Below are 21,447 nucleotides of genomic sequence, written 5' to 3' on the forward strand. Positions count from 1 at the left end.
CTCTCATACCTATTCGCCAAAACTTATAGAGTTGTTCGCCTAAACTTATAGAACTATTCGCCTAAACTTATAGAAATGCTCGCCAAAACTTATAGAAAATTTTTCGACCCAAAATCGCTTGCCAAGTTCGGCTAAATGGCAATTTGAAAAGCAAAAAATTTCGAGTTATTCACACCCCATAATTATATAATAAATAATAAGAATTTATATAAAGCGCAGGCGCAAAATTTTTTGCACTCTTTTTTCGAAAAAAATCACTAAATCAAGTCTTGATTATTTTAACCAAAATTATCAAAAAAGCAAAAGTATTTAGAATTAGTGTTTTTGAGTTTTTAGCAAAAAATTTACAAAATGAATTTGCAGATAGATTTTAGAGTATGTTTTTAATAAGACAAAAGAAGCGAGTTTTTAGGCTCGCTCCAAATACCATTGATTGTCAAACAGAATCAAAGGGCTTTCTATTTCACGCCAACGATAAAAAGCTAAATTATATTCTTGTTCGGCACTTATATCAGCTTTGCCCCAATCTCTTTCAATTTCTTTTCCGTATTTACAATCGCTCTCTTTTTCAAATTGCTGAAACATTTCGTGTTGTTCTGCATTGAACACGAGTTTAAAATTTTCAATTCGCCACTTATCAAACTCCAATGGCTCTTTTGTTTTTGTAGCATAGCTTTTATAGGCTTTATAAAAATCAAATTTACGCATAATCTATCCTTTCAAAAATATGGTTAAGGCGAATTATATCGCCTTTCCTTTAATTCTTTCGTATGCCTCCTTGTTTAACTCACTTATTGCCGTTAGTATTGATTTGTGCGTTATACAATCTAAGCTTATAATTTCTGCTTCGTTTAAATCATAACGCTTAATTAGTTCTTTGGCTGTTTCTACTTCGCCAATAGCTTCAACTCGCTCTAAAATGCTATTAACTGCGATTAGTTGATAGTCGATTTTAGGCTTATTCGGTTCTATGCCATAATCGAAATTTATAAACTCTCTTAATTCGTGGTCGCTCATCAATTCAGCTTTTTCGTTGATTAAAGCTAGATTTTCTTTTGTAAATTTTGCTTGGTTTTTTGTAAAATATGGCTTGTAAGGCTCGATATATTCTTTTGCACTTAAAATTTTGAAATTGTTATTGCAGGCTGTATATCTTACAAACCCATATTTTATCTTTTTGTTTTTTAAATCTACAAAGCAATAAAATTGCCCATCGTTGTTATCTTGGCTTGTAAAAACAAACTCGCTAAAATTATCTTTTTTCCCCATTTCCTTATATTCTTGGATTATGTCGCTACTTAAAGTAATATCGCAATAATCGAAATTTGTTTCTGCCATTTGTTTAATTTTTTGTTTAAAACTATCTGTTTGAAATTCAAAGCTATATTCTAAATTTTCAAAAAGACAATTAATAATTCCTGTTACCCTTGAAATCATTCTCTCCCCATAATTCCATTGAAAATATCTAGCAATAATTTCACGCTCGCCATTTTCTTTTTCCCAAGCTACATAAATTTGACTTCTTTGACCCATTGTTTTATCCTTTCTTTGTTTTAAAAAAAGGGCGATTTCTCGCCCTTACGCTCTTTTGAATAGACTGATAACGCAATCTACACACATCATTACAAAACCCATTGCAAAGCACCCCATAAAGGCGCAAGCAGAAATTTCAAAACTTGTGCCAAAGAAATCAGCAACGCTTTGTGTTGTAATGAAATTTGAAAGGAAAAAGCTAAAAAAAGCACCAAAAAAAGTTATAGCCAAACTTCTAACGAAAAACTCTTCGATAGTTCTTTGCATATTCTCTCCTTATCCTTTAAATATGGGTGTATTATAATCAAAATAAACTTAAAAGTCAATAAAACTAAATAAGAAAATAATAAAAAATATACAAAAAAGCAAAGAAAAATCAAAATTTCTATAAGTTTTGGCGAATAAAAAGCATAAAACAGCAATTCAAAACAGGCAAATAACATAAAATTATATACGCTGTTTAAAAGCTCTAAAACTGCTCTTAAATCGTTTATATCTGTTTTAGGTGTAAAGATATGGATTTTTTATCATCGTTGAAATTTGAGTGGTTTTTGTGCGTTGTTTTTGCTATGTTATAACAAAAATAGAAAAAGGCAGTTTTTGGCTGCCTTTACTAAAAGCGATTAATACATTATTCGCTTATCTATTTTTTTGTTTAATTCAAGGACAACGATATTGTAATATCCGTGAAACCCAACTTCTGTTTCTGTATCAAAACATTGAAAGTCGCCGACTTCATCTAAATCATCTTGCGTGTCTTTTAAATAAGTCATTTTCGCATCTTCTTTAATAGCCTCGATTGCTTTCTCTTTACTTTCGTAGCAGCCAACTAGCCAAAGCGTTCCATCGTTTTCGATTTCGCCATCGCTATATTTATTTGCTCTGTAATAAAACACTTGATAAAATTCTTTCATTTTTGCCCCCTTTTTAGTATTCAATCTTTTTAAGTTTCTTGCGTGAATATGTCTTTTTAGACTTCACAACTCTCGGCTTTAAAGAGATTTCTCTCTTATATCCCATTACGATATTTTTATCTCTCATTTTCTACCCTCTCCTATCCTTTAAAGTGAGTGTATTATATAGTAATTAACCTTAAAAGTCAATAAAACTATATAGAGAAATAAACAAAAAAGATAGAAATTTGACAATTTTAGCCAAATTTCTATAAGTTTTAAGGAGCATTAGCTTTTAAAAAAAGGCGATTAACTCGCCTTTAATTCATTGTTTTTCTAATAGCTCTTTATGTAAAGCTTTTAAACTATCGATTGCAAATTTTACATCGTAAAAAATATCTGTAATATTATCAGTGTTACCTTTTGCGTGTCTTTCTAAAAGTGTGCCGTGCAAATCCTTTTTGTTGTAAAATTTTATAATTTCACTTGTAAATTTTTTGGCTGTAAAATTGTCGATACTAATAAAATAAATCTCTTTGTCTTGTCGTTCATCGATTACACAATATAAAGAAAAGTTATTTTCATCAGAAGTTTCATATAGTCTGCAACTGCATTTTTTGCAAATTTCCCTAATTTTTTTTACTTCAATTCTTTTTTGCTCTCGCCTTTGTTCGCACTCTTTTTCAATTTCAGGCAAAAACAAATCGCTAAAATCAAAATCTACATTTTCATCGCCGTTCAATGTTTCTCTGCTTGTGTTCCAATGAAAACTTGCGCGACTTGCACCACTTAAAAATTCATCTCTACCAAGTAGTTCAATGGCTTTTTTGTAGCTGATTTTTCTGTTTTTGTATTTAAAAACACCTACATTAATACCTTGCTCGATTTGTTCTAAATCTTGCTCCAAATTTCCATATTTTAGTAAATACTCTTTATCCTCTTGTGTTAATACAAATTTTTTCATTTTTGTTCCTTTTAAAGGCAGTTTATTTCATCAATGTAAAAAGCACACTCATAACCTAATTCTGATAATTCGTGTGTTTCTACTTCGCCAAATGCTTCGGCATCGTATAAACTAGTAAATTCATCATAAGATAGTAATTCATCTGTGTAAATATCATAAATTTCACAAGTGTAAATAATCTTTTGTCCTTTGTTTATTTTTAAGAGGTGGCAATTATGCCACCTCTTCCTCGCAATTACTTTCTATATAATCGCAAAGCCTAAAAGCTAGTTGCTCGGCTACTAAATACACCAATTCATAGCGAGAGCCACAAAGAATAGCAAGGAAATCGTATTTTTCCTTAATGAAATCCACTAGTTCGCTGTCTTGCTCGAAGAATTCGATAAAATCATCTCTGTATTTCCCAAAAAATCTATCCATACTATCGCAATAAATTAAGCCGTGATAGCCACCTCTTGCGCCGTGTTGGCTGATATTATCAAAATCTTGCAAAAACTCTATAATATGTCCTGTCGTTGCATAATCCAAATCTTGTTCTCGGTTTATCTCAAAATAAGCCTTATAAAGACCACTATTTCCTAAATCGTTAAAGATATTATCTAAAATATCTCTTGCTTCCTCATTTGATTTACCTTCTAGTGAATTAATGAAATCTGATACTCTCATTTTCTTTCTCCTATCCTCTTGAAATATGAGTGTATTATATACTAAATAAACTTAAAAGTCAATAAAAGTAAAGATAAAATATAAAGAAAGTAGCAAAAATAAGCAGAATTTAGCTAAAACTCTATAAGTTTTGGCGAATAAAAGGGGCAAAATAATCACCCCTAGTTTGATTTATAAAATTATTTCGTGCCAATCATCGCAAGGCTTGAATTTATCGCTTAATTCTAATTTGTCAAAAATCATATTAGCCCAATAATGCTTTTTTTGTTTCGCACGATTGACTTTAAAAGTAGTAGGTTGATTTTTGCAATCGCAAAAAACTTTCAAATTTGCACCAAAATAAGCTTTATCGCCTGTATCAACTTTCGGCAGTTCATCAAATTCGATATATGCGCTTATATCTCTATCATCGGACAGATAAATTCTTATTTTGTCGTTTTTGACCCAAGTCTTACCATTTAGCTTTTTTGCTATGTTTTCTAAAATTTCCATTGTTTTATCCTTTTGTATTTTTAAATTACCAATTCACTCTCGCATCTACTGCTTTATTGATTTCTTTGGCTAGTTGCGCCTCGTTGTCAATTTCTCTTTTTGTTTCAAATACAAAATCGCCTCTGTATCTGACTTCGGCTGTGTAGTAATAATCAAAGCCATCTTTGCACGCTCTTATATCTATTTCGTATTTCTTATAGTTTTTGTCTATGCCTCTACACTCGCCATTTTGATTTTTTAATTCCTCCATTAGAGTTTTTAGTTCTGTTGCGCTTGTTATTTTCATTGTTTTTATCCTTTGTTTTATGATTGATTAAAGGGGGCGATTTACGCCGCCCTTGCAGCCTTAATTAATGACTTTGTTATAGGTGTTGAAAAACAATTAAAAAAGCCTGTTTGATAGACTTCGTTAAAGCCGTTTTTCATACCAAAGATATATAATAAGCTTGTAACATATTCGCAAATACAATCATAAAGCTTATCGGCAATTTCTTTTGCAACTTCGTATTTGCTTTCGCCGTTTTCTACACAAACACGCATACCATTTCGATTTGTTTCCATTAAATCGCATTCTCGTTCATATAGAAAATTCTCACATAAATCTTGGATTTCATCATAATCTACATAAAACTTAAAGCCTTCGTAATAACCTTCCTCGATTTTAATTATCTCTTTGTTATAGAAATAATTTCGCATATCGCAATAGTCTTTGTCAAATTCAGGGATATTATATAAGCCACTTTTTTCTAAAAAAGCATTTGCTTTTAAAGTTGCTTTATTAACGATTTTTTCGTTAATGTCTTTAACATTGATAAAATTTAAATCGCTGTCGTATTTAAAACTACCTACGCCTCTTTTATCGCTAAAATTGAACGCTCCCATCTTTGCCCCCTTATAGACTAAATTTTTCTAGTTTTTTTGCTAGGTCAATACCTAGAAATTTGGCTATAAAACAAGCAATTTCATAAGCTATCCAAAAGCTTACAAATGCAACGCATAAAGGCAATAAAATAATAATGAAGTCAATCAATTCATTTTCCATTTTTCTTTTCTCCTATCCTCTTGAAATATGGTAGTATTATATATTAAATAACCTTAAAAGTCAATAAAAGTAAAGAAAAAAAGAATAAAAAATATATAAGAAAATTAAGGAATTTCGGATTTTCTATAAGTTTTAAGGAGTAGAAAAGTGGCTTTTTACGCCACTTTTTGGCAACGGTCGAATTCAAAATATTTGTCAAAATAAGTCATAGCTTCATCAAAGGCTTTGAAAAATTCGTTTTCATCTTCGGCATCGCCAAATATTTTTTCTTCTATTGTTTTATAGCTATCTTGTATAATTTTGCACTTGCCATTTTCATCTTTTGTGTATTCATATTTTTCGATATAACAATAATGCACTTCATCTTCTTTGATAGCGATAACATAATCATCGACAATATCGCCATTTTCTTTTTGTGTGGTTATATCAAAATATTCGCCATCAAAGGTGTAATCTACGACTTTTTCTTTTTTAATCATTTTTTATCCTTTGTTTTATTTCTAGGAAGTGGCAATTAAGCCACTTCTTTAATGTTTTTGTTCAAATCTTTCGCAAGTTGTCGCATTTCGTAAAAGAAATCTTTAACTTCTGCGTTAATTTCAGACAAAGTCCAACTCTCATCTAAATCACAACCATTAATTAAAATATCCCCTGCCGTAAAATGACACCCATCGCTGTTTGATTTATTCCATTGTTCCATAAGATAATCGGATAAATTTTTTAATTCATCATCGCTTATCTCATCATAATCACATATTTTACTTTGGTCATCAAATTTATACACTTCTAAACACTCGCCAAACATAACACTTTTGCTATCGTTGTCAAAATAAAAGCTATGCGCTTCACAAACTTTTTTAAAATTTAAAACTAACATTTTGTTTTCTCCTTATCTCTTTTTTTTTAGCCAAAAGGTAGCGTGAAGCTACCTTTAAAATCAATCCTCTAACTCAACCACTTCAATTTTTGGGCTTTCATAGAAAAAAAGCCTTTTAAACGCTTCTATGTCTTTTTCGGCTTCTGTTTTGTTGCTATATTTTTTTGCACACTCCACCTGACTTGTTACCATAATGCTATTCATATAATAACTTTCTTCCAATTTACTTGTTGCTCGTAATACAAACATTTTGTTCTTTTCTCCCTCTCTTGAAATATGGGTGTATTATAGTAGAATTAAACTTAAAAGTCAATAAAATTAAATAAAAAAGAATAAAAAATATATAAAGAGATTTAGGGAGTGGCTTAAAAAAACCACTCAACACGAACATAGCCGTTTTCTTTGCAATACAGCGTATCTAAGCCTTTTATTAAATCATCGGCTAATTTTTTAGCTTTATCGCTAACTTTTGACAAATCTTTATCTTTTAGTTTTCTGATTTGCCAAGCTGAAAATTCACAATCGCTAAATTCATCATAATTGTAATCGCTATCGTAGTTTTGTTCCAAATTTAGCTCATCGACTAAACTATCAAAAGTTCTTCTGTCATCGCCAAAAGATACGCTATGACTATATTTAGTAACTTTTTGTTCTACTATTTGTGCAAACATACCCATTTTTTATCCTTTTGTTTTATTTTTTAAATTTCAGAAGTAGCATTTTATTGCTACTTCTTTTTTTATTAGGCTCTATCTTAGGGTTAAATAGAGCCACTCATCTAAATAATTTTCGTAATTTTCCATACAAAAATCGTATTCATCATCGTTTAAATCATTGTTAGAATTTAGACTGCGAAGTCTATCTTTTATAGGGTCGTAATCATCAAATTCCTCAAACAAATCAAATAAATAATCTTTGCATTTATCTTTATCTATCATTTTTTTATTCCTTTCTTGTTTTTATAATAGGGGTTAAAGCTATCTTACAAGATAGCTTTGGTCATAGTTGTAGCTGTCGCCGTTTCGTGCATAGCTATTAATTGCGCCAATTACATAAGAGCCATTTTTGTTAAATTCCGTTCCGCCACAATGACAACATTTTTCATTGTCTTTGTCGTTTATGTTTTTGCAACTTTTGCAACGCTTAAAATTATAATAATTTTTTTGTATGTCTAGTAAATATTCTTCTCTTTGCATTTTTTAATCCTTTAAAAATTTTGTAGAGTGGTTATTAAAACCACTCAATGGCTACATAGCCTATTTTTTTGCTGTAATTGGTATCTAATGCACCAATCAAGCTGTTTTTTAGGGAAGTAGCTAGTTCCATAACATAGCTTTCGTTTTTGCCCCAATCTTTGGCGATTTCAGCAACTTTTTCGTTGTCGAATTCAAAAGTTTTTAATTTTTCTACTTCTGAATTTTCAATTTCGTATAGGCTTTCTTGGTTGTCAGGCGTAAAGTATTCTACCTCAAACAATTCTTCTAAAAGCGTTTCAAACTTATCGCTGTTATAGTTAAATCCACTGATTTCCTCGCCGTAATCTCTCGGCTCTGCAACAATATTTGGTCTGTAACCCATTTCTATCTCCTTATCCTTTAAATATGAGTGTATTATATTATTATTAAACTTAAAAGTCAATAAAAATAAAGATAAAATAAATAAAAAAGTAAGTAAAATTGGAAAAATCTATAATTTTTAGCGAGTATGAAAGGGCGAATAATCGCCCTATTTCAGTTTTTAATCACAATCAAACCACACATCAATTTTTTTGTAATCTTGTGGTAAGTCATTTGTAAAATAGACTTTATCAAAAGCCCAAGTTCCGATTAAATCTAAATTTACAGGCGAGAAATAATCGCCACCACCTTGTCCGTTTCCAATCGCTGTTAATAGCGATAGTGGAAATGGTGCTGTATCATAGTTTTTATTTATTGAATTTCTTTGATATTCTGCCAAATCAATAAATTGTTTTTTGGTTTTATTGACTAAGAATTTGACTTCGTTAAGTGATTTTATAGGCTTAAATGCTACTGGCTTATCTAAACTTTTACTCCACCATAGCTCTTTTGGTTCTGTGCCAAGCTTAAATTTTTCATAGTCTTGTCGCTCTGCATAATCGCCGACCCAAGCTATATTTTTTGGATTGTCTATAAGTTCTGCAACGACTGATAAACAAAATTTATTATCGCACCACGAATGTTCCATTAATTTACACCCATAAGGAATATCATAAGCCTTTTTTACTTTTTTACCTTTGATTAACACTTTGTAATATTGCCCCATTTTTTTCTCCTATCTCTTAAAATATGGTGGTATTATATATTAATTAAACTTAAAAGTCAATAAAAGTAAATATAAGAAATAGAAAAAATCCAAAGAATTTAGAATAAAAACAGAAAAAACTATAAGTTTTGGCGAATAGATAATTCTTGTTAAAGTGGCGCAATATTTTTCGCATAAAGGTAGGAGATTGCATAATGTATAATACGCCACTTTAATAAAAATTATGCGTTAATACTTAATCAAGTGGTGCAAATTTCAAAAGGGGTGGAGATTTGCATATTATCGCATATACACCACTTGATTAAATATTAGTCTTTCAGCATTGTTAGCTGTGTTTTCTTTGTTATTGTTTTATATTCGCTCCAATCTTCGTTGCACGGCTCACCAAATTCATTGTGTTCAATTAGCATTTTTATCATTTTTACACCATTGTCTAAATCAATATGAAAATGCCACTCTTGCACCTTAATTCGGCTAGGGTTGCCGTTATTCTCTTTTATGTAAATTCTTGTTCTGCCATAATTTTCATCTGTATCAAATACAGTGTTTTGCCTGATAAAATCGGCTAATGGATTTTTTAAAAAAAATCTTTGCCACTCTCTATTGAGATTTTCATCATCGCAAAAATATATGTCGTTGCTTTCATCTAGGTCATCAACTTCGCAATACTCACAATATTCGCAATCGCCAATATAATCTTTGTTTGGGTCATACATTTAAAACTCCTTTTAGGTGGGATTAATCCCACCTGCTATCAAATTCATCAATAAAATCATCTGTTATATCGCGTTCGTTCTCAATGTCAAGCACATTTTCGATTAAATCATCGACATCAAATGTCATTTTATATCCTTTCTATTCGTTCTCATCATAGTCTTTATAAACAAAAACATTGATTTCTACATACCCATCATTTTCAGAATTTTCTTTTTCAACTCTTTGTTTGTATTTTTCTGCTTCATCTCTCGTATCAAAATAGCGAGTTGTGATGGGTTTATCTGTTGCCTTTTCTAAAATTTCACAAACATATCTTTCCATTGTTTTATCCTTTGTTTTTTTAAAAAAGGCGTGAGAATTAATCTCACGCAACTTCGCTATCTAAAAAGATTTCTGTTCTTTCGCAAATAAAATTAGCACGCTCTTTTATTGTAAATTCGTTACAATTCAAAAAAGGGTCTGAACTAAACAATAACTCGTTTATATCGGCAAATAATCGTGGCTGAAACACTTTGCAAAATTCGCCAAACTCTGTGCCTTCGCTAATGTCTAATTCTTTTGCTTCTATCACTGACTGAATTATTTTGTTTGTAGCAGTTATACTTACAATAAAACAAGTGCCACTAACATTGACTGAAACGCCTGTAATTTCGGTAGTTTCAATATCTACACCATTAACTTTGATTTCCATTTTTCTATCTCCCTTACCTTTAAAGTGAGCATATTATAATATAATTAACCTTAAAAGTCAATAAAACTAAATAGAAAAATAAATAAAATAATATAAAAATTTCGATTTTTTTCAAAATTTCTATATGTTTTTAGGAATAGAAAAGGCGACAAATTCGCCTTTAATTCACTACCTTTTTAATTTTAGCCGAAAAATATGCTTTTTCTAGCTCATCGCCACCACCAAGAATAAAAGCTATTGCAATAGCTTCATCGTAGCTGATATTAGAGCTAGACGCATAGAGTGGATAATCTGCTATGTAATCCATAGCAACTTCGCCAATTTTTTTGCAAATTTCATTATCTATGGTAATTGCTCGTATTGAAGCAAGCATTTTGCTTGTTTGTTTATAGATTGCTTCTAGTTGTTCCATTTTGTTCCTTTATTATTCAAATTGGGGTAGCCGTTAAAAGGCTACCTTTTTTAAGCACATTTGCTTCTTGCTTCCATTTCAGCATCTTTTTGGTAATCGTAGTATCTATCGCACTCTATCTCCCAAAGTTCCTCATCTGTATAAATTTTTTCAACTTCTATTAGTTCTAAATCGTAATAGAAAAAATATTCGACCCTGTCATCGTTATAAGTTACTTTATAACAATCGACAAAAACATCGTTGCCATAAATTTCTTTGTAGCGTTTGATTAATTCATCATCAGCACTAAAATCACGATAATCTAAATATTCTACTTCTTTTGTATTTTCTCCCCAAATGCGCTTTTCATCAGGTATCCAGCCCATATCAAGCCAAGTATTATCTATAATTTGTTCTTCACTCATATTTTCATACCAGCCTTCATCGTAATTCCAAGTTCTTACAACTTCGCCTTTATCGTTTCTGACTTTGATTTGGATTTTGTAATAAACTTCCATTTTCTTATCTCCCATCCTCTTGAAATATGGAGTTATTATATCAACTTTAAACTTAAAAGTCAATAAAAGTAAAGAAAAAAAGAATAAAATTATAGTGAAAAAACAAATGATTTTTGAATTTTCTATGTGTTTTAAGGAGCAAAAAAGTAGCTTTTTATGCCACTTTGCACATATAGGATTATATAGAAATCAGATTTTAATTCCGTATTCTAGGGTAACTACATCTAGCCAAACTCTTTTCAAAGCGTTCATTTTTGCCTTTTCTGTATATTCATAAGGATAACACCTTAAATCAAATTTATCAATAAATAAATATGGCTCATCAAATGTAAAAACATCATTAGTTGTCTTTTGCCAACACTCAAATTCTTTTGTTTCTTTGTTAAAAACAATATATGAAATTAAATTGCGCCTGTTATTTATTAAAATATCTTGCATAGTAAAATTAAATTTTACTTTTTTTGTCAAATTCGGAGTTATCTCCAAATCGGCTGTCTTTTTCATTTTTTTATCCTTTTTAGAAAGTGGCTTTTACGCCACTTCTTTTTGTGCTTTTGTGATTTCTGAAACATAAAAGTATTGCCCTGTTTCATAATCATCATCATTGACTTCATCGGTTGTGTAGATAAAATCGTTTGTTTCGTTTAGCTTTTTGCAAAAGCTTTCGGCTTCGGCTCTGTCTGTAAAAAAGCCGTGTTCGCTTTGTAGCTCTGTTCCCCAAAAATCCATTATATCATCAATAATGCCGTAAAACATAATAACATAAACTGAATTTCCCATTTTTGTTTCCTTTCTTTTAGTTGTTGTTTATTTCGTTTTTATGCGCTTCGTTCCACTCTGCTTCTGCTAGTTCTCTGTAATACTCTGCTTCTGCTTCCTCTCGCTCTCGAATTTCTATAAAATTCCATAACTCCCTAGTTCGTTCTAGTTCTTGTTCTCTATCCCAACTACTCATTTTTTAATCTCCCTTGCCTTTAAAGTGATAGTATTATATACTAATTAAACTTAAAAGTCAATAAAAGTAAATAAGAAATTAGAAAATAATATAGAAATTTAGCAAATTTTTAGCCAAATTTCTATAAGTTTTAACGAATAGCTTAGATTTTTAAACCTTGCTGTTCTTTAATGTTTTTTAGCCAAATGCTTGCAAAGTCTGCTTGGTCTTTCATCATCGCTTTGTTTGCGCTCATTGTGGTTAAATCTAATGATTGTCTATGCGTTGCCCCTGAAAAATACGCATAGTCATTGCGAAAACTCATCGGATAAATTGCGTTTTCTACAATTAAAAAATCCATTGTAGGGTCTGCCATTAAATCGCCGTTCATTTCGCCATAGTGCGATAATGAAAAAATTTCTGCTTTCTCATCAAAAAACTTTGTTGTATGGACTATTTCAGCCCAAACAGGCATATAACTTGAATTATCAATTTTGATAAAATTGCCCTCGCCTTGCTCTTTGCACATTTTTACAATGTGGCGCAAAATTTTATCAGCTTCTTTGTTTAGTTTTGGAAGTTTTACATTTGCCATTTTTATATCCTTTGTTTTGTTTTTTGTGTTGTATTATACAAAATAAAGGGGCGTTTTCACGCCGCCTTTAAGTTGATTTTTTCGGCTAAATGCCAATAAGCACTTTTAATTTTTGCTTTTGTTGCTTTGCTTATTTCGTTGTCGTATATGTTGCTAGTAACTTTGTCAAGGTCGCTATTATCAACTATACCAACTTTAAAAAAGCTGTTGCCATCGTGGTCGCTTATTTTATAGTAAATTTGGCGATTACTTGAATAAATTTCAAACTCATTTTCGCCAAATTTATTTGTTGCGTGGCAAGCAAAAATATCTTTTAGGTTTGTTCCTAAAATTTTATATGCGCTATAATTGCCACTCCATTTTCCCAAAATTCCATAAAGAATAATGGTTTTGCCTTTTAACTCTTTATCAAAAATTTCTCTGTAAAATTCTAGGTCGCTTGCTTTTATGTCGCTGACAAACTCATAGAATTTTTGATATGTATCATCAGGCAAATTCCAGCTTTTCTCTATACCTGCGCTTTGAATATCTGCAAGCAAATGCTCATCTGTGTCTTTCAAGTTCTCTAAAAAGTCCTCAAAATATGCCTCATCGCCATTGTCTGAATTAAAGATTACTTTAAAGCTCATTGTTTCTCCTTACCTCTTGAAATATAAGTGTATTATATACTAATTAAACTTAAAAGTCAATAAAACTAAATAGAAAAGTAAAGAAAAAATAATATTTTTTGATTGAATTTAGGAAATTTTAGGGAAAAGTCTATAAGTTTTAACGAATAAAAATGACAAGTAATTTTAAGCTTTGTTTTTGTATAATTCCGCTCTCTTTTTATAAAGAATTGTTTTGAAAAAAATTGCCAAAGTGTAAAAGCTTTGGCTCTTTTTGTTTTTCGTGTAAAAATCTGTGTTTTGTTTTTTTGTAACTCTTAATCAAACGGCGCATCGCGGAGTTTGTTTATAATTTTCAAAAGGCTAGGTCAAAGAGAGATTGCGCCGTTTGAGTAAAAGCAACTCATTAAAAATCTATGAATTTTAAATACAAAAGCCCCTAAAATAGGAGCTTAATGTTGCTGTGCTTCATCTTTTGTTGTGTAATGGACATAAAGAGCCAAAAGAAAACCTAAAAAAGCTATACAACCTCCAACTACACTTAAATACTCACTCATCTTTCGCTCCCTTATTAAATAGATACATACCAACTACGCTAATCATCAAAGCAACTATAAAAGGAGTAATTCCGATTGCTTCGTTCTTAACTAATGGTGTAACAATCGCAACTGCAATAATAACTTTTGCTAAATCTAACAAAAGCTTGCCACTTTCTTTTATCGTTTCTTTTTTAAGCACGAGTTTTAGCTTTATCACTCTCATTGTATTTTACCACAAAAAATTAAAGTGGCTGTTACGCCACTTCTTTTTCAACTTGTTTCAATAAAGCCTTAATGCTTCCAAATGTAGCCCAAAGAGAGGTTTTTTCACAATCTGTGTGCCAAACTATTTCGCCATTTTTGTATAGTTCAAACCTTTCTTTGTTATAATCAATTCTCGGCGCATAGCCTAACTTGCGAAAATCGGTATTAAAAGCTGACATAATTTGATATTTAAAGTATTTCAAATCATCTGCGAATAATTTATCCATTGTGGATAATGTAAAATTTTCGCTTAAAACTTCTGCTAATTCTTTAATTAATAATTCCTCACTTGGGATAGACCATTTGCCATAGCTTTTATTATTTTTTCTATCATAAATTTCAAAGCCATAACAAACAAGTTCGTTGCCAAAAATTTCGTTGATTTCCGTTTCGGATAAATCATCATTTGTTTTGCCTTTTAAATCAATGCCTAAATAATCAGCTACAACGCCAAAATCAGGGTCAAAATCCTCATTAACAAACATTTCAATGTTTTCTGTTTTGTAAGTTCCTAACATTTTTTTCTATCTCCTTTACCCTTTAAAGTGAGTGTATTATATTATTATTAAACTTAAAAGTCAATAAAAATAAATAAAAAATAGAAATAAAAAAGGGCTATTTTACTCGCCCCAAAATCTCATTTAAAACTGCTCATATTTGCATCTATATTTACCAAAGCTTCTGCTAGAATTTTTAGGCATATATTCTACCTTTACCAGAGAACCAGTAATTTCTTTATGCCCTTCTGTGTCGTTAGATACAAATACAGCCATTATTGGTATGAATTCGACTTTTTCTTCAAAATCAATTCTGAAATAGCTGTCAACAGAAAACTCAAAATCTAAAACTGGTTTTTCTTCTAATTCAACTACATAGCATTCATTATTATTGTTATATGTTATCATTGTTTCCCCTTTTTTGTATAAAATTGCAAAAAGAGTGGCAATTTATGCCACTTCTCTTGTTGTTTCATCGTTAATAGGGATTTCTGTTAAAACACAATCCCAGCTTGTGCCACAATGGGTAACGCCCCAAACATAGCAATCTAATAATTCGCTATACATTACGATTTCGTTTGTTTTGTGTTTTAAAACAAATTTTCCGTTCTCATCGATTAAGTAATATTGAAAAATGGTTGTTTGCTCATCAATTTCGCCATTAACAACATTTTCAAAAATGCTAGGGTCTATTTCCTCTATGTTGTTACAAATGACAGATTGAAAACATTTCGATAAACAATAATAATCAACCTTTCCGTGTTGCAAGCCATATTTTGAAATTTCTTTTCCGTAAAAAAGTTTCATTTTTTTCTCCTTACCTCTTGAAATATGGAGTTATTATAATCTAAATAACCTTAAAAGTCAATAAAAGTAAATAGAAAAGATAGAGAAAAAGCAAGTAAAATATTTTGATTAAATAAAAAAAATGCGTGGCTACGAATAACCACGCATAAGTAAAGGATTAAAGTTTTGTTGAGATGAAATAGTTAAGCTGTGAATATGAAATATTTCCTAGTTCAGGCTTCATATTTTTCAGTTTCTCACGAATATCTGTTAGCTTGTCGCCATTATCAAGCATTTTGCGAATTTCATCTTTGTATGGGCTTAATAATTCCTCGCTTGTTGGACCTGCAAATTTTGCTTTTATTTCGGCTAAGTATTTTTCGCCAAATTCGCTTTTAATAAAATTGCTAATTTGCGAATATGTAAGGTCGCTAAGCTCAGGGTATGCCTCTGCCAAATCGCCACCGATTGCGTAATAGCTATCGCCCTTTTCGAGTTTTGCTTTTATTTCCACTATGTATTTTAAAAGCTTATCTCTTGTTGAGAGCGAAAAAATCTTATTAAGTCTAGTATCGGTAATAAACTGACTTACTTGTCTGTATTTTACCTCTACGCCACGCTCTTGCAAAATTTTTGTAATTTCCATAGGGGTTTTATCCTCTTTTAAAAAGTCGATAATATCCCTAGTATAAGCTGCTAATGCTTGTTGTTTAGGCGTATAAACTTCTTCGATTGAAGTTTTTAACAAATTTAAAAACTCGGCTTTCTCTTGCACTTTTGTGTGCATTGTTTCCCATTTTTCGCTATCTAAAAGATTATAATTTTTAGCAATTCCTAAGAGTTTTAAAGCCTTTCTGTAACTTTCTCTACCTCTTACATTACCTAAAAAATCAGGGTCTTTAACCATTTGCTCAACTTTTGCAATATCTACTGCCATCAAAAATAACTCCTTTAAAAAATTTCTTATAATATATTACAATATCCTTAAAATTGAATTAAAGAATATTGTATTATTTTGAAAAATGGAGCGTAAAAACTCCACTTCAACTAAAAACTAATACCAAAAACTTATATCTACTCTCTTGTAAGATTTTGGTTCGGTGTTAGAAAAATAAATTGTATTATTTGCCCAATCGCCGACAAAATCTTCTCCATCTGTGCCAAAATAATCTCCGCCGCCTCGACCATTACCTAATGCTGTAAGTATTGATAATGGAAAAAAAGCATTGCCATCTCTATCTTGCGAAGCCTCTTTGTATTCTTTCAAATCAATAAAAATTTCTTTATCGACATTGACTAAATACTTCACTGTGTCAAGGTCTAATTCATTTCGCCTCAACTTTGAAGTTTTTGCTCTTTCGTTTTCCTCGCCCCAAATTTTAGAATAATCAATTCCTAACTCTTTTAATCTTTCGCTGTCTTCGTTGCTATAATCGCCAACCCAAGCTATTTATGGATTATACCACCAACTATGCTCCATCAATTTTGCACCCCAAGGTTCGCAAATTTTCTCTTGTCCTTTTTTATTTGTAATTCTGTTACCAAAACATTGACCCATTTTATCCCCCTTATTAATACAATCTGTGTTTTAAGCCAAAAACAATATCTTCTATTGTTAGGCTTACAGCCAAAACAAATACAGCAACAAAAACTACTAAAATTGCAAAATACAGCGTAGATTGCAACGCTATGTCAGCAGGAAGCATAATGCCGATAATAGTGCCGACTGCCATTGACAAAAAGGCAACCAATAAACCAAAAAGTTTGTAACTCATTTTCTTTTCTCCTATCTCTTGAAATATGCACTTATTATAATATAAATAAACTTAAAAGTCAATAAAACTAAATAAAATAATTTAGTTAAATGAGGTAGCTATTAAGCTACCTTTTGCAATTCCTCGTAAAGCTCTTTAATAGAGGCTTCACACCATTTCATATCTTCGTAAATATCGCCTATTTCATAAGGTGCGCCATTTTTTCCGTGTCCTTCGCTATCAATCCACAAGCTTGTTTCATAGCTTGGGTCGTAAGCGTGATAATATTTGTGAATCTCTTCTGGTAAATCGCTTATTTTTTTGTAGTCAATACTAAAATTAAAATCTTGACCACAAGGCGAATAAGTAGAGAATTCTGCGCTTTTGTTTCCGTTTGTATCTTTTGTAAAATCTACATTAAAATACAAAGCCTCTGCAACTTTTTCTACTTTGTTTTGTGTTAGTGCCATTGTTTTTCTCCCTCTCTTGAAATATGGTGATATTATATACTAAATAACCTTAAAAGTCAATAAAAGTAAAGAAAAATAATAGAAAATATATAAAAAGATTTAGGGGGGTGGCAATTAAGCCACCCCTGTTATTTTTTAGGCTTGGTAAAGAAAAAAGCTTATTGCTTTTTGTTTTTTGCGAAATTTGCTTCCAAAATTTTAGTCATTTTGCTATCTTGCAAACTTCCATATTTTTTATTTAAATGTTCTTGCGCTTTATCTAAATCGCCACCTTTTGTAAAAATCTGTTGGATTTCTTTTATATCTTGCAAATCTTGCTTTATTCTGTCGTTGTCTGTGATACCTAGCATTTTGCCCCTCCCAAAATAAGTTTTATTATATCAAAAAAATTTAGGGCGATTTCTCGCCCTTTATTTAAGCTGTTTTCTTTATTAAATGCTCGTAGTATTCAGGCTCATTTTCTATCGCCTCGCATAGTTCGTAATAGTAGCTTTCTGGGTGTTGCCAATTTACGGTTTCAAATACTTCCCAAGCCGTTTCCTCCAAATTTAGCAAATCACTATCTACTAAATTGTAAAAGTCCTCTTTTGTGTAGTATTCAAAAGTTCCCTCAGTGTAAGCACTTTCAGGCACATAAATAATTTCGTTGTCTTTTGCCTCTGAAAAGCTTGTAATATCAGCTTTGTAGCAGTAACCATTAAAGGTTGATTGCTCTGGCAAAAACTCGTTGAATTTTTCTATTCTTTCCTTTACTGAAAGTTCCTCGCAAGCTAACTCTAACGCTTCTAATTCCTCGATTGTTCGTAACATTTTTTTATCTCCCTATCCTCTTGAAATATGCCGTTATTATATCTACTTTAAACTTAAAAGTCAATAAAACTAAATAGAAAATATGAAAATTTTTTAGTAACATAACAAATTAATTTACTATTAAATAAACTTATTTTAATAGAGAAAAAAGAATAAAAATAATTTATATAATGGATTTTAGTCCTTATTAAAGTGGTGCAAAAAAATTTAAAGTAAGGGAAGGAGATTGCTAGTTTTGTATGTCCGTTTTTTTACACCACTTAAATAAAGATTAAAGCCCCAAATAGGGGCTTATTTTAAGCTACTACCTCTTTTTTAGGTGTCGCTTCTAATCTTTTTTTGGCTGATAAAAGCTCCTCGTTATTCATTTGGGAAATGTCTGTTTTTCCGTAAGCCTCCAAAACTCGCTCCAAAGCTACATTTTTCTCTTGTGCTAAATGAGTTACTTCGTTTATTAGTGCGTTTTCTACACGCACTTCTATATATTCTTGCGTATCTCTAACTTCCATCTCATTATCCAAGTTAATAGCATATTGCATATTCTCTGTAATTGGAAGCCTTGTAGCCACATATTTCAAAGCTTTTGCCTTATACATTTCCTCAGCCCATTCAGCCCAAATATAGGTTAGCTGTTTTGGGTCTTTTTGGTTTTGGCTCTTTAAGCGCAACTTCTCTAATTTTGCAAAAGGAACAAACTCTGTAAAAATGTTACCTTGTCCATCTTTTGCATATACGATAATTCCTTTTAGATTTGCTAAAACCCAATTAGGATTTTCGTTATCTTGTTTTTCATAGTTTGGCTCGTAAATGATATTATCGCTCAAACCACCGAATTCTTGCTTAAATGTATCGCATTTATATACAGGAACAGCCCTAAAAACCCAGCCATTGCGATAAGCAATAGTAATAAAGCCTTTGTAGCCGATTTGTAATTGTGCTTGTTTTAAGCCGTTTTCATCTTTTTTGTAACCAAAAGGAACAATATATGCTTGTCCAAATGTCTTTTGCGGATTTAGTCCTAGCTGAATTATGTTAAGACCATTTTTAACAATACTTTCAACAGAACACTCAGCCAAATTTGGGTCTGTTAGCATACCTATGATTGCTGCTTGAAAACTTGAAGCTTTTGCTTTATCGTTATTAACAGCCCTCATAATTGCTAAAAAGTTGCTTTCAAGCATTTGTTTTGCTTGGACTTGTCTTTCTGCCAAAATAGCTACTTGCTGGTTCATAGCATTCTCCTTAATTTAAAATTATGAGTGAATTATAATCTATAAAAACTTAAAAGTCAATAAAATGAAATAAAAAATATATATGAAAATAAGAATTTTTTTGAATTTCTATAAGTTTTGGCGAACAAAAATGTCTAATTTTGATAAAAAATCTATAAAAATTCAGGAAAAACAGCCAAATTCTGCTTAAATTTGCCAAAAAATCACCATTTTTGTGTTTAATTCACTAAAAAACTAAAAATTTAAACTTTTTTTAAGATTAATTTCATAAGATTTTGTCATTAAAAAAGGATAAAAAAATGGAAAATGCAGACAAAACAAACAATTTACCTTTGTCCCCAAAAAACAATGAATATGATTTTACTCGCATTTTAAAAGCGAATTCAATCATTTATGCTCGCAGGGTAAAGACTAATTTACAAAAACTAAATATTGGCGACCAAAAAACGCTAAACTTCTTGCTTAGAATTTTGCAAGAAACAATTCGACAAAATCAAATCACGCCAGTAGGAAATGTAAGTTTAAAATTTCCTGCTGATTTGTATCAAATTATTGATGATACGAGAAATTGGCGTATTAATCTAAAAAACAGACTAAAAAAGCTTGTTGATTCGAAAATTGAACTATACGATTACTATGACCCTGATAAAAAAGTTACATACAAATATCGTGGAATTAACTGCGTTGCTAGTGCTGATTTATATGTTGATGAAAAAGGCAATGCCACAGTAGATATTTCGTTTCCAAAAGAGTTAGCAACGGCTCAAATGCAAAAACAAAACTACACACATTTGGAATTTAAAACCATAAACGCATTTAAAAGCAAGTATGCTCTTGCATTTTACGAAATTTTGGTTAGTAAAATTCAATACTATGTCAATAACGATTGGATTAAAACAGAATATGATATTAACCAAGAAGAGTTGGAAAAAATCCTAGAAATGGACTTGGCAAACCATAAGGGGGGCTTTAAACACGCACTGCAAACCATTTTGTTTAATGATGTCGTATTAAAAGATTTGCAGCAATATCTGCCTTGTGAAGTTGAAATTCATAGCAAAGACAAGATAATTACCTTTAAGTTTGAAGAAGAGGTTGTAAAGCACTTTATTACAAAATCGCTTAGCGAATACGATTTAGCAATGAAGCAATTTCAAGATTTAATTCATTCTAGTATCGAATCGGAAGGCGAAGTCCATTTTAGTCAAATCGGCAATAGCAAAATAGAAACTATCACAGGAACAAGTTATAAAATCGATAATGATAGTTTTGTCAAAACCCTAGAAAAGTTTATGATTGATATTTGTAAATACTACTCTAATCGCTCGCTAATTCCGAGCGATAAAAGAGCCGAATTTGGCGATGTCATTATGACAAGTGGTGGCAAATTTGTAGAACGAGGAACTTTCAAACCCCTATCTTACAAAAAAAAGATAAAGGTGTTAAAGTATCTTTACAAATATAGATATAACGAGATTGTAGGTAGTATAAATCTAGTTAAAAAAACAAAGGTATCAGAAACTATCGACAATCTATTCAAAGATTACATTAATCTATATTTGGTTGTTAGCGATGGATTTTTAAAAATCAAATCTATTAGCAAAGCGACAAACAAAACAGAAGATGTTTCGCTAAATGTCTGTTTTGAATATTACAGAGAGTTAGATGATTTAATACCACAAGATAGAAAGTATTTACATTTTAAAAATTTAATTGATTTTAATGAGTATGTTGCGGCGCATTTATACAAAAAAAGGAGTTAAGATTGAGCAATTATGATATTCTAAAAAAAATATGTTTCATAGTCTTAGGAATTATATTCTTTTTTCCAGTGGCGTTTTTGTTTGTAAATATAGTCAGTTTTCTTTTTTTATTTTGTGGTCTAAGAGCT

General features: G+C 30.9%; 40 protein-coding genes. 1 reads left to right on the top strand and 39 read right to left on the bottom strand.

Going from position 1 to position 21,447, the window contains the following annotated elements; genetic code table 11:
• Positions 1–408: 408 nt before the first annotated feature.
• The 39 genes from OFO01_RS07145 to OFO01_RS07335 form a co-directional block, all read right to left on the bottom strand.
• On the bottom strand, positions 409–708 hold the full coding sequence (locus OFO01_RS07145; RefSeq protein ID WP_270859556.1) for a hypothetical protein: 300 nt from the start codon (positions 706–708) through the stop codon (positions 409–411).
• 33 nt (positions 709–741) lie between these two features.
• The gene (locus OFO01_RS07150) at positions 742–1,533 is read right to left on the bottom strand and encodes a hypothetical protein (protein ID WP_270859555.1); all 792 of its coding nucleotides are present in this window, start codon (positions 1,531–1,533) and stop codon (positions 742–744) included.
• Positions 1,534–1,578: 45 nt separating this feature from the next.
• The gene (locus OFO01_RS07155) at positions 1,579–1,800 is read right to left on the bottom strand and encodes a hypothetical protein (protein ID WP_270859554.1); all 222 of its coding nucleotides are present in this window, start codon (positions 1,798–1,800) and stop codon (positions 1,579–1,581) included.
• 356 nt (positions 1,801–2,156) lie between these two features.
• Positions 2,157–2,447, bottom strand: a complete 291-nt coding sequence (locus OFO01_RS07160; RefSeq protein ID WP_270859553.1) for a hypothetical protein — start codon at positions 2,445–2,447, stop codon at positions 2,157–2,159.
• Positions 2,448–2,751: 304 nt separating this feature from the next.
• Entirely contained in the window at positions 2,752–3,390 is a 639-nt protein-coding gene (locus OFO01_RS07165; protein ID WP_270859552.1) for a hypothetical protein, read from the bottom strand.
• 213 nt (positions 3,391–3,603) lie between these two features.
• The gene (locus tag OFO01_RS07170) at positions 3,604–4,056 is read right to left on the bottom strand and encodes a hypothetical protein (RefSeq protein WP_270859551.1); all 453 of its coding nucleotides are present in this window, start codon (positions 4,054–4,056) and stop codon (positions 3,604–3,606) included.
• A 171-nt stretch (positions 4,057–4,227) separates the two neighbouring features.
• Positions 4,228–4,548 (bottom strand): hypothetical protein, encoded by a 321-nt coding sequence (locus OFO01_RS07175; protein WP_270859550.1) that lies wholly within the window; start codon positions 4,546–4,548, stop codon positions 4,228–4,230.
• A gap of 25 nt (positions 4,549–4,573) precedes the next feature.
• Complete coding sequence (locus tag OFO01_RS07180) at positions 4,574–4,834, bottom strand: hypothetical protein (RefSeq protein ID WP_270859549.1); 261 nt, start codon at positions 4,832–4,834, stop codon at positions 4,574–4,576.
• Between the two features lie 41 nt (positions 4,835–4,875).
• Positions 4,876–5,430 (bottom strand): hypothetical protein, encoded by a 555-nt coding sequence (locus OFO01_RS07185; RefSeq protein ID WP_270859548.1) that lies wholly within the window; start codon positions 5,428–5,430, stop codon positions 4,876–4,878.
• A 10-nt stretch (positions 5,431–5,440) separates the two neighbouring features.
• Entirely contained in the window at positions 5,441–5,590 is a 150-nt protein-coding gene (locus OFO01_RS07190; protein WP_270859547.1) for a hypothetical protein, read from the bottom strand.
• 155 nt (positions 5,591–5,745) lie between these two features.
• Positions 5,746–6,069: a hypothetical protein gene (locus OFO01_RS07195; RefSeq protein ID WP_270859546.1), complete on the bottom strand. Its 324-nt coding sequence runs from the start codon at positions 6,067–6,069 to the stop codon at positions 5,746–5,748.
• A gap of 35 nt (positions 6,070–6,104) precedes the next feature.
• Entirely contained in the window at positions 6,105–6,467 is a 363-nt protein-coding gene (locus OFO01_RS07200) for a hypothetical protein (protein ID WP_270859545.1), read from the bottom strand.
• A gap of 60 nt (positions 6,468–6,527) precedes the next feature.
• Positions 6,528–6,671 carry a hypothetical protein gene (locus OFO01_RS07205; RefSeq protein ID WP_270859544.1) on the bottom strand — a complete coding sequence of 48 codons (144 nt, stop codon included), beginning with the start codon at positions 6,669–6,671 and terminating at the stop codon, positions 6,528–6,530.
• 161 nt (positions 6,672–6,832) lie between these two features.
• Complete coding sequence (locus OFO01_RS07210) at positions 6,833–7,138, bottom strand: hypothetical protein (protein ID WP_270875531.1); 306 nt, start codon at positions 7,136–7,138, stop codon at positions 6,833–6,835.
• A 78-nt stretch (positions 7,139–7,216) separates the two neighbouring features.
• The gene (locus OFO01_RS07215) at positions 7,217–7,405 is read right to left on the bottom strand and encodes a hypothetical protein (protein WP_270859542.1); all 189 of its coding nucleotides are present in this window, start codon (positions 7,403–7,405) and stop codon (positions 7,217–7,219) included.
• A gap of 39 nt (positions 7,406–7,444) precedes the next feature.
• Positions 7,445–7,663: a hypothetical protein gene (locus OFO01_RS07220; RefSeq protein WP_270859541.1), complete on the bottom strand. Its 219-nt coding sequence runs from the start codon at positions 7,661–7,663 to the stop codon at positions 7,445–7,447.
• Positions 7,664–7,697: 34 nt separating this feature from the next.
• Entirely contained in the window at positions 7,698–8,045 is a 348-nt protein-coding gene (locus OFO01_RS07225) for a hypothetical protein (protein ID WP_270859540.1), read from the bottom strand.
• Positions 8,046–8,204: 159 nt separating this feature from the next.
• On the bottom strand, positions 8,205–8,750 hold the full coding sequence (locus OFO01_RS07230; protein ID WP_270859539.1) for a hypothetical protein: 546 nt from the start codon (positions 8,748–8,750) through the stop codon (positions 8,205–8,207).
• Between the two features lie 308 nt (positions 8,751–9,058).
• A complete protein-coding gene (locus tag OFO01_RS07235) occupies positions 9,059–9,466 on the bottom strand; it encodes a hypothetical protein (RefSeq protein WP_270859538.1) in 408 nt (135 codons plus the stop codon).
• A 139-nt stretch (positions 9,467–9,605) separates the two neighbouring features.
• Complete coding sequence (locus OFO01_RS07240; RefSeq protein ID WP_270859537.1) at positions 9,606–9,788, bottom strand: hypothetical protein; 183 nt, start codon at positions 9,786–9,788, stop codon at positions 9,606–9,608.
• A gap of 43 nt (positions 9,789–9,831) precedes the next feature.
• Entirely contained in the window at positions 9,832–10,158 is a 327-nt protein-coding gene (locus tag OFO01_RS07245; RefSeq protein WP_270859536.1) for a hypothetical protein, read from the bottom strand.
• A 160-nt stretch (positions 10,159–10,318) separates the two neighbouring features.
• Complete coding sequence (locus tag OFO01_RS07250; RefSeq protein ID WP_270859535.1) at positions 10,319–10,570, bottom strand: hypothetical protein; 252 nt, start codon at positions 10,568–10,570, stop codon at positions 10,319–10,321.
• Between the two features lie 50 nt (positions 10,571–10,620).
• On the bottom strand, positions 10,621–11,067 hold the full coding sequence (locus tag OFO01_RS07255; RefSeq protein ID WP_270859534.1) for a hypothetical protein: 447 nt from the start codon (positions 11,065–11,067) through the stop codon (positions 10,621–10,623).
• A 189-nt stretch (positions 11,068–11,256) separates the two neighbouring features.
• Positions 11,257–11,571 carry a hypothetical protein gene (locus tag OFO01_RS07260; RefSeq protein ID WP_270859533.1) on the bottom strand — a complete coding sequence of 105 codons (315 nt, stop codon included), beginning with the start codon at positions 11,569–11,571 and terminating at the stop codon, positions 11,257–11,259.
• Positions 11,572–11,598: 27 nt separating this feature from the next.
• Positions 11,599–11,847 (bottom strand): hypothetical protein, encoded by a 249-nt coding sequence (locus tag OFO01_RS07265; RefSeq protein WP_270859532.1) that lies wholly within the window; start codon positions 11,845–11,847, stop codon positions 11,599–11,601.
• 16 nt (positions 11,848–11,863) lie between these two features.
• The gene (locus OFO01_RS07270) at positions 11,864–12,022 is read right to left on the bottom strand and encodes a hypothetical protein (protein WP_270859531.1); all 159 of its coding nucleotides are present in this window, start codon (positions 12,020–12,022) and stop codon (positions 11,864–11,866) included.
• Between the two features lie 142 nt (positions 12,023–12,164).
• On the bottom strand, positions 12,165–12,596 hold the full coding sequence (locus OFO01_RS07275) for a DUF6908 domain-containing protein (protein WP_270859530.1): 432 nt from the start codon (positions 12,594–12,596) through the stop codon (positions 12,165–12,167).
• 56 nt (positions 12,597–12,652) lie between these two features.
• Positions 12,653–13,225, bottom strand: a complete 573-nt coding sequence (locus OFO01_RS07280) for a hypothetical protein (protein WP_270859529.1) — start codon at positions 13,223–13,225, stop codon at positions 12,653–12,655.
• A gap of 528 nt (positions 13,226–13,753) precedes the next feature.
• A complete protein-coding gene (locus OFO01_RS07285) occupies positions 13,754–13,966 on the bottom strand; it encodes a hypothetical protein (protein ID WP_270859528.1) in 213 nt (70 codons plus the stop codon).
• A 31-nt stretch (positions 13,967–13,997) separates the two neighbouring features.
• Positions 13,998–14,525, bottom strand: coding sequence for a hypothetical protein (locus OFO01_RS07290; protein WP_270859527.1), 528 nt, complete (start codon positions 14,523–14,525; stop codon positions 13,998–14,000).
• Positions 14,526–14,648: 123 nt separating this feature from the next.
• Positions 14,649–14,912, bottom strand: a complete 264-nt coding sequence (locus OFO01_RS07295) for a hypothetical protein (protein WP_270859526.1) — start codon at positions 14,910–14,912, stop codon at positions 14,649–14,651.
• A 42-nt stretch (positions 14,913–14,954) separates the two neighbouring features.
• Entirely contained in the window at positions 14,955–15,311 is a 357-nt protein-coding gene (locus OFO01_RS07300; protein ID WP_270859525.1) for a hypothetical protein, read from the bottom strand.
• Positions 15,312–15,468: 157 nt separating this feature from the next.
• Positions 15,469–16,227 carry a hypothetical protein gene (locus OFO01_RS07305; protein WP_270859524.1) on the bottom strand — a complete coding sequence of 253 codons (759 nt, stop codon included), beginning with the start codon at positions 16,225–16,227 and terminating at the stop codon, positions 15,469–15,471.
• A gap of 117 nt (positions 16,228–16,344) precedes the next feature.
• Positions 16,345–16,629, bottom strand: coding sequence for a hypothetical protein (locus OFO01_RS07310; RefSeq protein WP_270859523.1), 285 nt, complete (start codon positions 16,627–16,629; stop codon positions 16,345–16,347).
• Positions 16,630–16,861: 232 nt separating this feature from the next.
• Positions 16,862–17,065, bottom strand: a complete 204-nt coding sequence (locus OFO01_RS07315; RefSeq protein WP_270859522.1) for a hypothetical protein — start codon at positions 17,063–17,065, stop codon at positions 16,862–16,864.
• A gap of 101 nt (positions 17,066–17,166) precedes the next feature.
• Complete coding sequence (locus OFO01_RS07320) at positions 17,167–17,514, bottom strand: hypothetical protein (RefSeq protein ID WP_270859521.1); 348 nt, start codon at positions 17,512–17,514, stop codon at positions 17,167–17,169.
• Between the two features lie 158 nt (positions 17,515–17,672).
• Complete coding sequence (locus OFO01_RS07325; RefSeq protein ID WP_270859520.1) at positions 17,673–17,864, bottom strand: hypothetical protein; 192 nt, start codon at positions 17,862–17,864, stop codon at positions 17,673–17,675.
• A gap of 64 nt (positions 17,865–17,928) precedes the next feature.
• The gene (locus OFO01_RS07330; protein ID WP_270859519.1) at positions 17,929–18,324 is read right to left on the bottom strand and encodes a hypothetical protein; all 396 of its coding nucleotides are present in this window, start codon (positions 18,322–18,324) and stop codon (positions 17,929–17,931) included.
• A 296-nt stretch (positions 18,325–18,620) separates the two neighbouring features.
• Positions 18,621–19,556 carry a recombinase RecT gene (locus OFO01_RS07335; protein ID WP_270859518.1) on the bottom strand — a complete coding sequence of 312 codons (936 nt, stop codon included), beginning with the start codon at positions 19,554–19,556 and terminating at the stop codon, positions 18,621–18,623.
• A gap of 299 nt (positions 19,557–19,855) precedes the next feature.
• Here OFO01_RS07335 and OFO01_RS07340 point away from each other — a divergent pair, with 299 nt between their 5' ends.
• Positions 19,856–21,319, top strand: coding sequence for a RepB family plasmid replication initiator protein (locus OFO01_RS07340; RefSeq protein WP_270859517.1), 1,464 nt, complete (start codon positions 19,856–19,858; stop codon positions 21,317–21,319).
• The last annotated feature ends 128 nt before the right edge of the window (positions 21,320–21,447 follow it).

Origin of the sequence: Campylobacter sp. JMF_01 NE2 (genome assembly GCF_027737365.1) — a bacterium.
Classification (GTDB): Bacteria; Campylobacterota; Campylobacteria; order Campylobacterales; family Campylobacteraceae; genus Campylobacter_B.

What these genes read in the sequence shown, in the direction of transcription:
- OFO01_RS07145 (WP_270859556.1), bottom strand. Translation starts at nt 708, where the DNA reads ATGCGTAAATTTGATTTTTATAAAGCCTATAAAAGCTATGCTACAAAA.
- OFO01_RS07150 (WP_270859555.1), bottom strand. Translation starts at nt 1,533, where the DNA reads ATGGGTCAAAGAAGTCAAATTTATGTAGCTTGGGAAAAAGAAAATGGC.
- OFO01_RS07155 (WP_270859554.1), bottom strand. Translation starts at nt 1,800, where the DNA reads ATGCAAAGAACTATCGAAGAGTTTTTCGTTAGAAGTTTGGCTATAACT.
- OFO01_RS07160 (WP_270859553.1), bottom strand. Translation starts at nt 2,447, where the DNA reads ATGAAAGAATTTTATCAAGTGTTTTATTACAGAGCAAATAAATATAGC.
- OFO01_RS07165 (WP_270859552.1), bottom strand. Translation starts at nt 3,390, where the DNA reads ATGAAAAAATTTGTATTAACACAAGAGGATAAAGAGTATTTACTAAAA.
- OFO01_RS07170 (WP_270859551.1), bottom strand. Translation starts at nt 4,056, where the DNA reads ATGAGAGTATCAGATTTCATTAATTCACTAGAAGGTAAATCAAATGAG.
- OFO01_RS07175 (WP_270859550.1), bottom strand. Translation starts at nt 4,548, where the DNA reads ATGGAAATTTTAGAAAACATAGCAAAAAAGCTAAATGGTAAGACTTGG.
- OFO01_RS07180 (WP_270859549.1), bottom strand. Translation starts at nt 4,834, where the DNA reads ATGAAAATAACAAGCGCAACAGAACTAAAAACTCTAATGGAGGAATTA.
- OFO01_RS07185 (WP_270859548.1), bottom strand. Translation starts at nt 5,430, where the DNA reads ATGGGAGCGTTCAATTTTAGCGATAAAAGAGGCGTAGGTAGTTTTAAA.
- OFO01_RS07190 (WP_270859547.1), bottom strand. Translation starts at nt 5,590, where the DNA reads ATGGAAAATGAATTGATTGACTTCATTATTATTTTATTGCCTTTATGC.
- OFO01_RS07195 (WP_270859546.1), bottom strand. Translation starts at nt 6,069, where the DNA reads ATGATTAAAAAAGAAAAAGTCGTAGATTACACCTTTGATGGCGAATAT.
- OFO01_RS07200 (WP_270859545.1), bottom strand. Translation starts at nt 6,467, where the DNA reads ATGTTAGTTTTAAATTTTAAAAAAGTTTGTGAAGCGCATAGCTTTTAT.
- OFO01_RS07205 (WP_270859544.1), bottom strand. Translation starts at nt 6,671, where the DNA reads ATGAATAGCATTATGGTAACAAGTCAGGTGGAGTGTGCAAAAAAATAT.
- OFO01_RS07210 (WP_270875531.1), bottom strand. Translation starts at nt 7,138, where the DNA reads ATGTTTGCACAAATAGTAGAACAAAAAGTTACTAAATATAGTCATAGC.
- OFO01_RS07215 (WP_270859542.1), bottom strand. Translation starts at nt 7,405, where the DNA reads ATGATAGATAAAGATAAATGCAAAGATTATTTATTTGATTTGTTTGAG.
- OFO01_RS07220 (WP_270859541.1), bottom strand. Translation starts at nt 7,663, where the DNA reads ATGCAAAGAGAAGAATATTTACTAGACATACAAAAAAATTATTATAAT.
- OFO01_RS07225 (WP_270859540.1), bottom strand. Translation starts at nt 8,045, where the DNA reads ATGGGTTACAGACCAAATATTGTTGCAGAGCCGAGAGATTACGGCGAG.
- OFO01_RS07230 (WP_270859539.1), bottom strand. Translation starts at nt 8,750, where the DNA reads ATGGGGCAATATTACAAAGTGTTAATCAAAGGTAAAAAAGTAAAAAAG.
- OFO01_RS07235 (WP_270859538.1), bottom strand. Translation starts at nt 9,466, where the DNA reads ATGTATGACCCAAACAAAGATTATATTGGCGATTGCGAATATTGTGAG.
- OFO01_RS07240 (WP_270859537.1), bottom strand. Translation starts at nt 9,788, where the DNA reads ATGGAAAGATATGTTTGTGAAATTTTAGAAAAGGCAACAGATAAACCC.
- OFO01_RS07245 (WP_270859536.1), bottom strand. Translation starts at nt 10,158, where the DNA reads ATGGAAATCAAAGTTAATGGTGTAGATATTGAAACTACCGAAATTACA.
- OFO01_RS07250 (WP_270859535.1), bottom strand. Translation starts at nt 10,570, where the DNA reads ATGGAACAACTAGAAGCAATCTATAAACAAACAAGCAAAATGCTTGCT.
- OFO01_RS07255 (WP_270859534.1), bottom strand. Translation starts at nt 11,067, where the DNA reads ATGGAAGTTTATTACAAAATCCAAATCAAAGTCAGAAACGATAAAGGC.
- OFO01_RS07260 (WP_270859533.1), bottom strand. Translation starts at nt 11,571, where the DNA reads ATGAAAAAGACAGCCGATTTGGAGATAACTCCGAATTTGACAAAAAAA.
- OFO01_RS07265 (WP_270859532.1), bottom strand. Translation starts at nt 11,847, where the DNA reads ATGGGAAATTCAGTTTATGTTATTATGTTTTACGGCATTATTGATGAT.
- OFO01_RS07270 (WP_270859531.1), bottom strand. Translation starts at nt 12,022, where the DNA reads ATGAGTAGTTGGGATAGAGAACAAGAACTAGAACGAACTAGGGAGTTA.
- OFO01_RS07275 (WP_270859530.1), bottom strand. Translation starts at nt 12,596, where the DNA reads ATGGCAAATGTAAAACTTCCAAAACTAAACAAAGAAGCTGATAAAATT.
- OFO01_RS07280 (WP_270859529.1), bottom strand. Translation starts at nt 13,225, where the DNA reads ATGAGCTTTAAAGTAATCTTTAATTCAGACAATGGCGATGAGGCATAT.
- OFO01_RS07285 (WP_270859528.1), bottom strand. Translation starts at nt 13,966, where the DNA reads ATGAGAGTGATAAAGCTAAAACTCGTGCTTAAAAAAGAAACGATAAAA.
- OFO01_RS07290 (WP_270859527.1), bottom strand. Translation starts at nt 14,525, where the DNA reads ATGTTAGGAACTTACAAAACAGAAAACATTGAAATGTTTGTTAATGAG.
- OFO01_RS07295 (WP_270859526.1), bottom strand. Translation starts at nt 14,912, where the DNA reads ATGATAACATATAACAATAATAATGAATGCTATGTAGTTGAATTAGAA.
- OFO01_RS07300 (WP_270859525.1), bottom strand. Translation starts at nt 15,311, where the DNA reads ATGAAACTTTTTTACGGAAAAGAAATTTCAAAATATGGCTTGCAACAC.
- OFO01_RS07305 (WP_270859524.1), bottom strand. Translation starts at nt 16,227, where the DNA reads ATGGCAGTAGATATTGCAAAAGTTGAGCAAATGGTTAAAGACCCTGAT.
- OFO01_RS07315 (WP_270859522.1), bottom strand. Translation starts at nt 17,065, where the DNA reads ATGAGTTACAAACTTTTTGGTTTATTGGTTGCCTTTTTGTCAATGGCA.
- OFO01_RS07320 (WP_270859521.1), bottom strand. Translation starts at nt 17,514, where the DNA reads ATGGCACTAACACAAAACAAAGTAGAAAAAGTTGCAGAGGCTTTGTAT.
- OFO01_RS07325 (WP_270859520.1), bottom strand. Translation starts at nt 17,864, where the DNA reads ATGCTAGGTATCACAGACAACGACAGAATAAAGCAAGATTTGCAAGAT.
- OFO01_RS07330 (WP_270859519.1), bottom strand. Translation starts at nt 18,324, where the DNA reads ATGTTACGAACAATCGAGGAATTAGAAGCGTTAGAGTTAGCTTGCGAG.
- OFO01_RS07335 (WP_270859518.1), bottom strand. Translation starts at nt 19,556, where the DNA reads ATGAACCAGCAAGTAGCTATTTTGGCAGAAAGACAAGTCCAAGCAAAA.
- OFO01_RS07340 (WP_270859517.1), top strand. Translation starts at nt 19,856, where the DNA reads ATGGAAAATGCAGACAAAACAAACAATTTACCTTTGTCCCCAAAAAAC.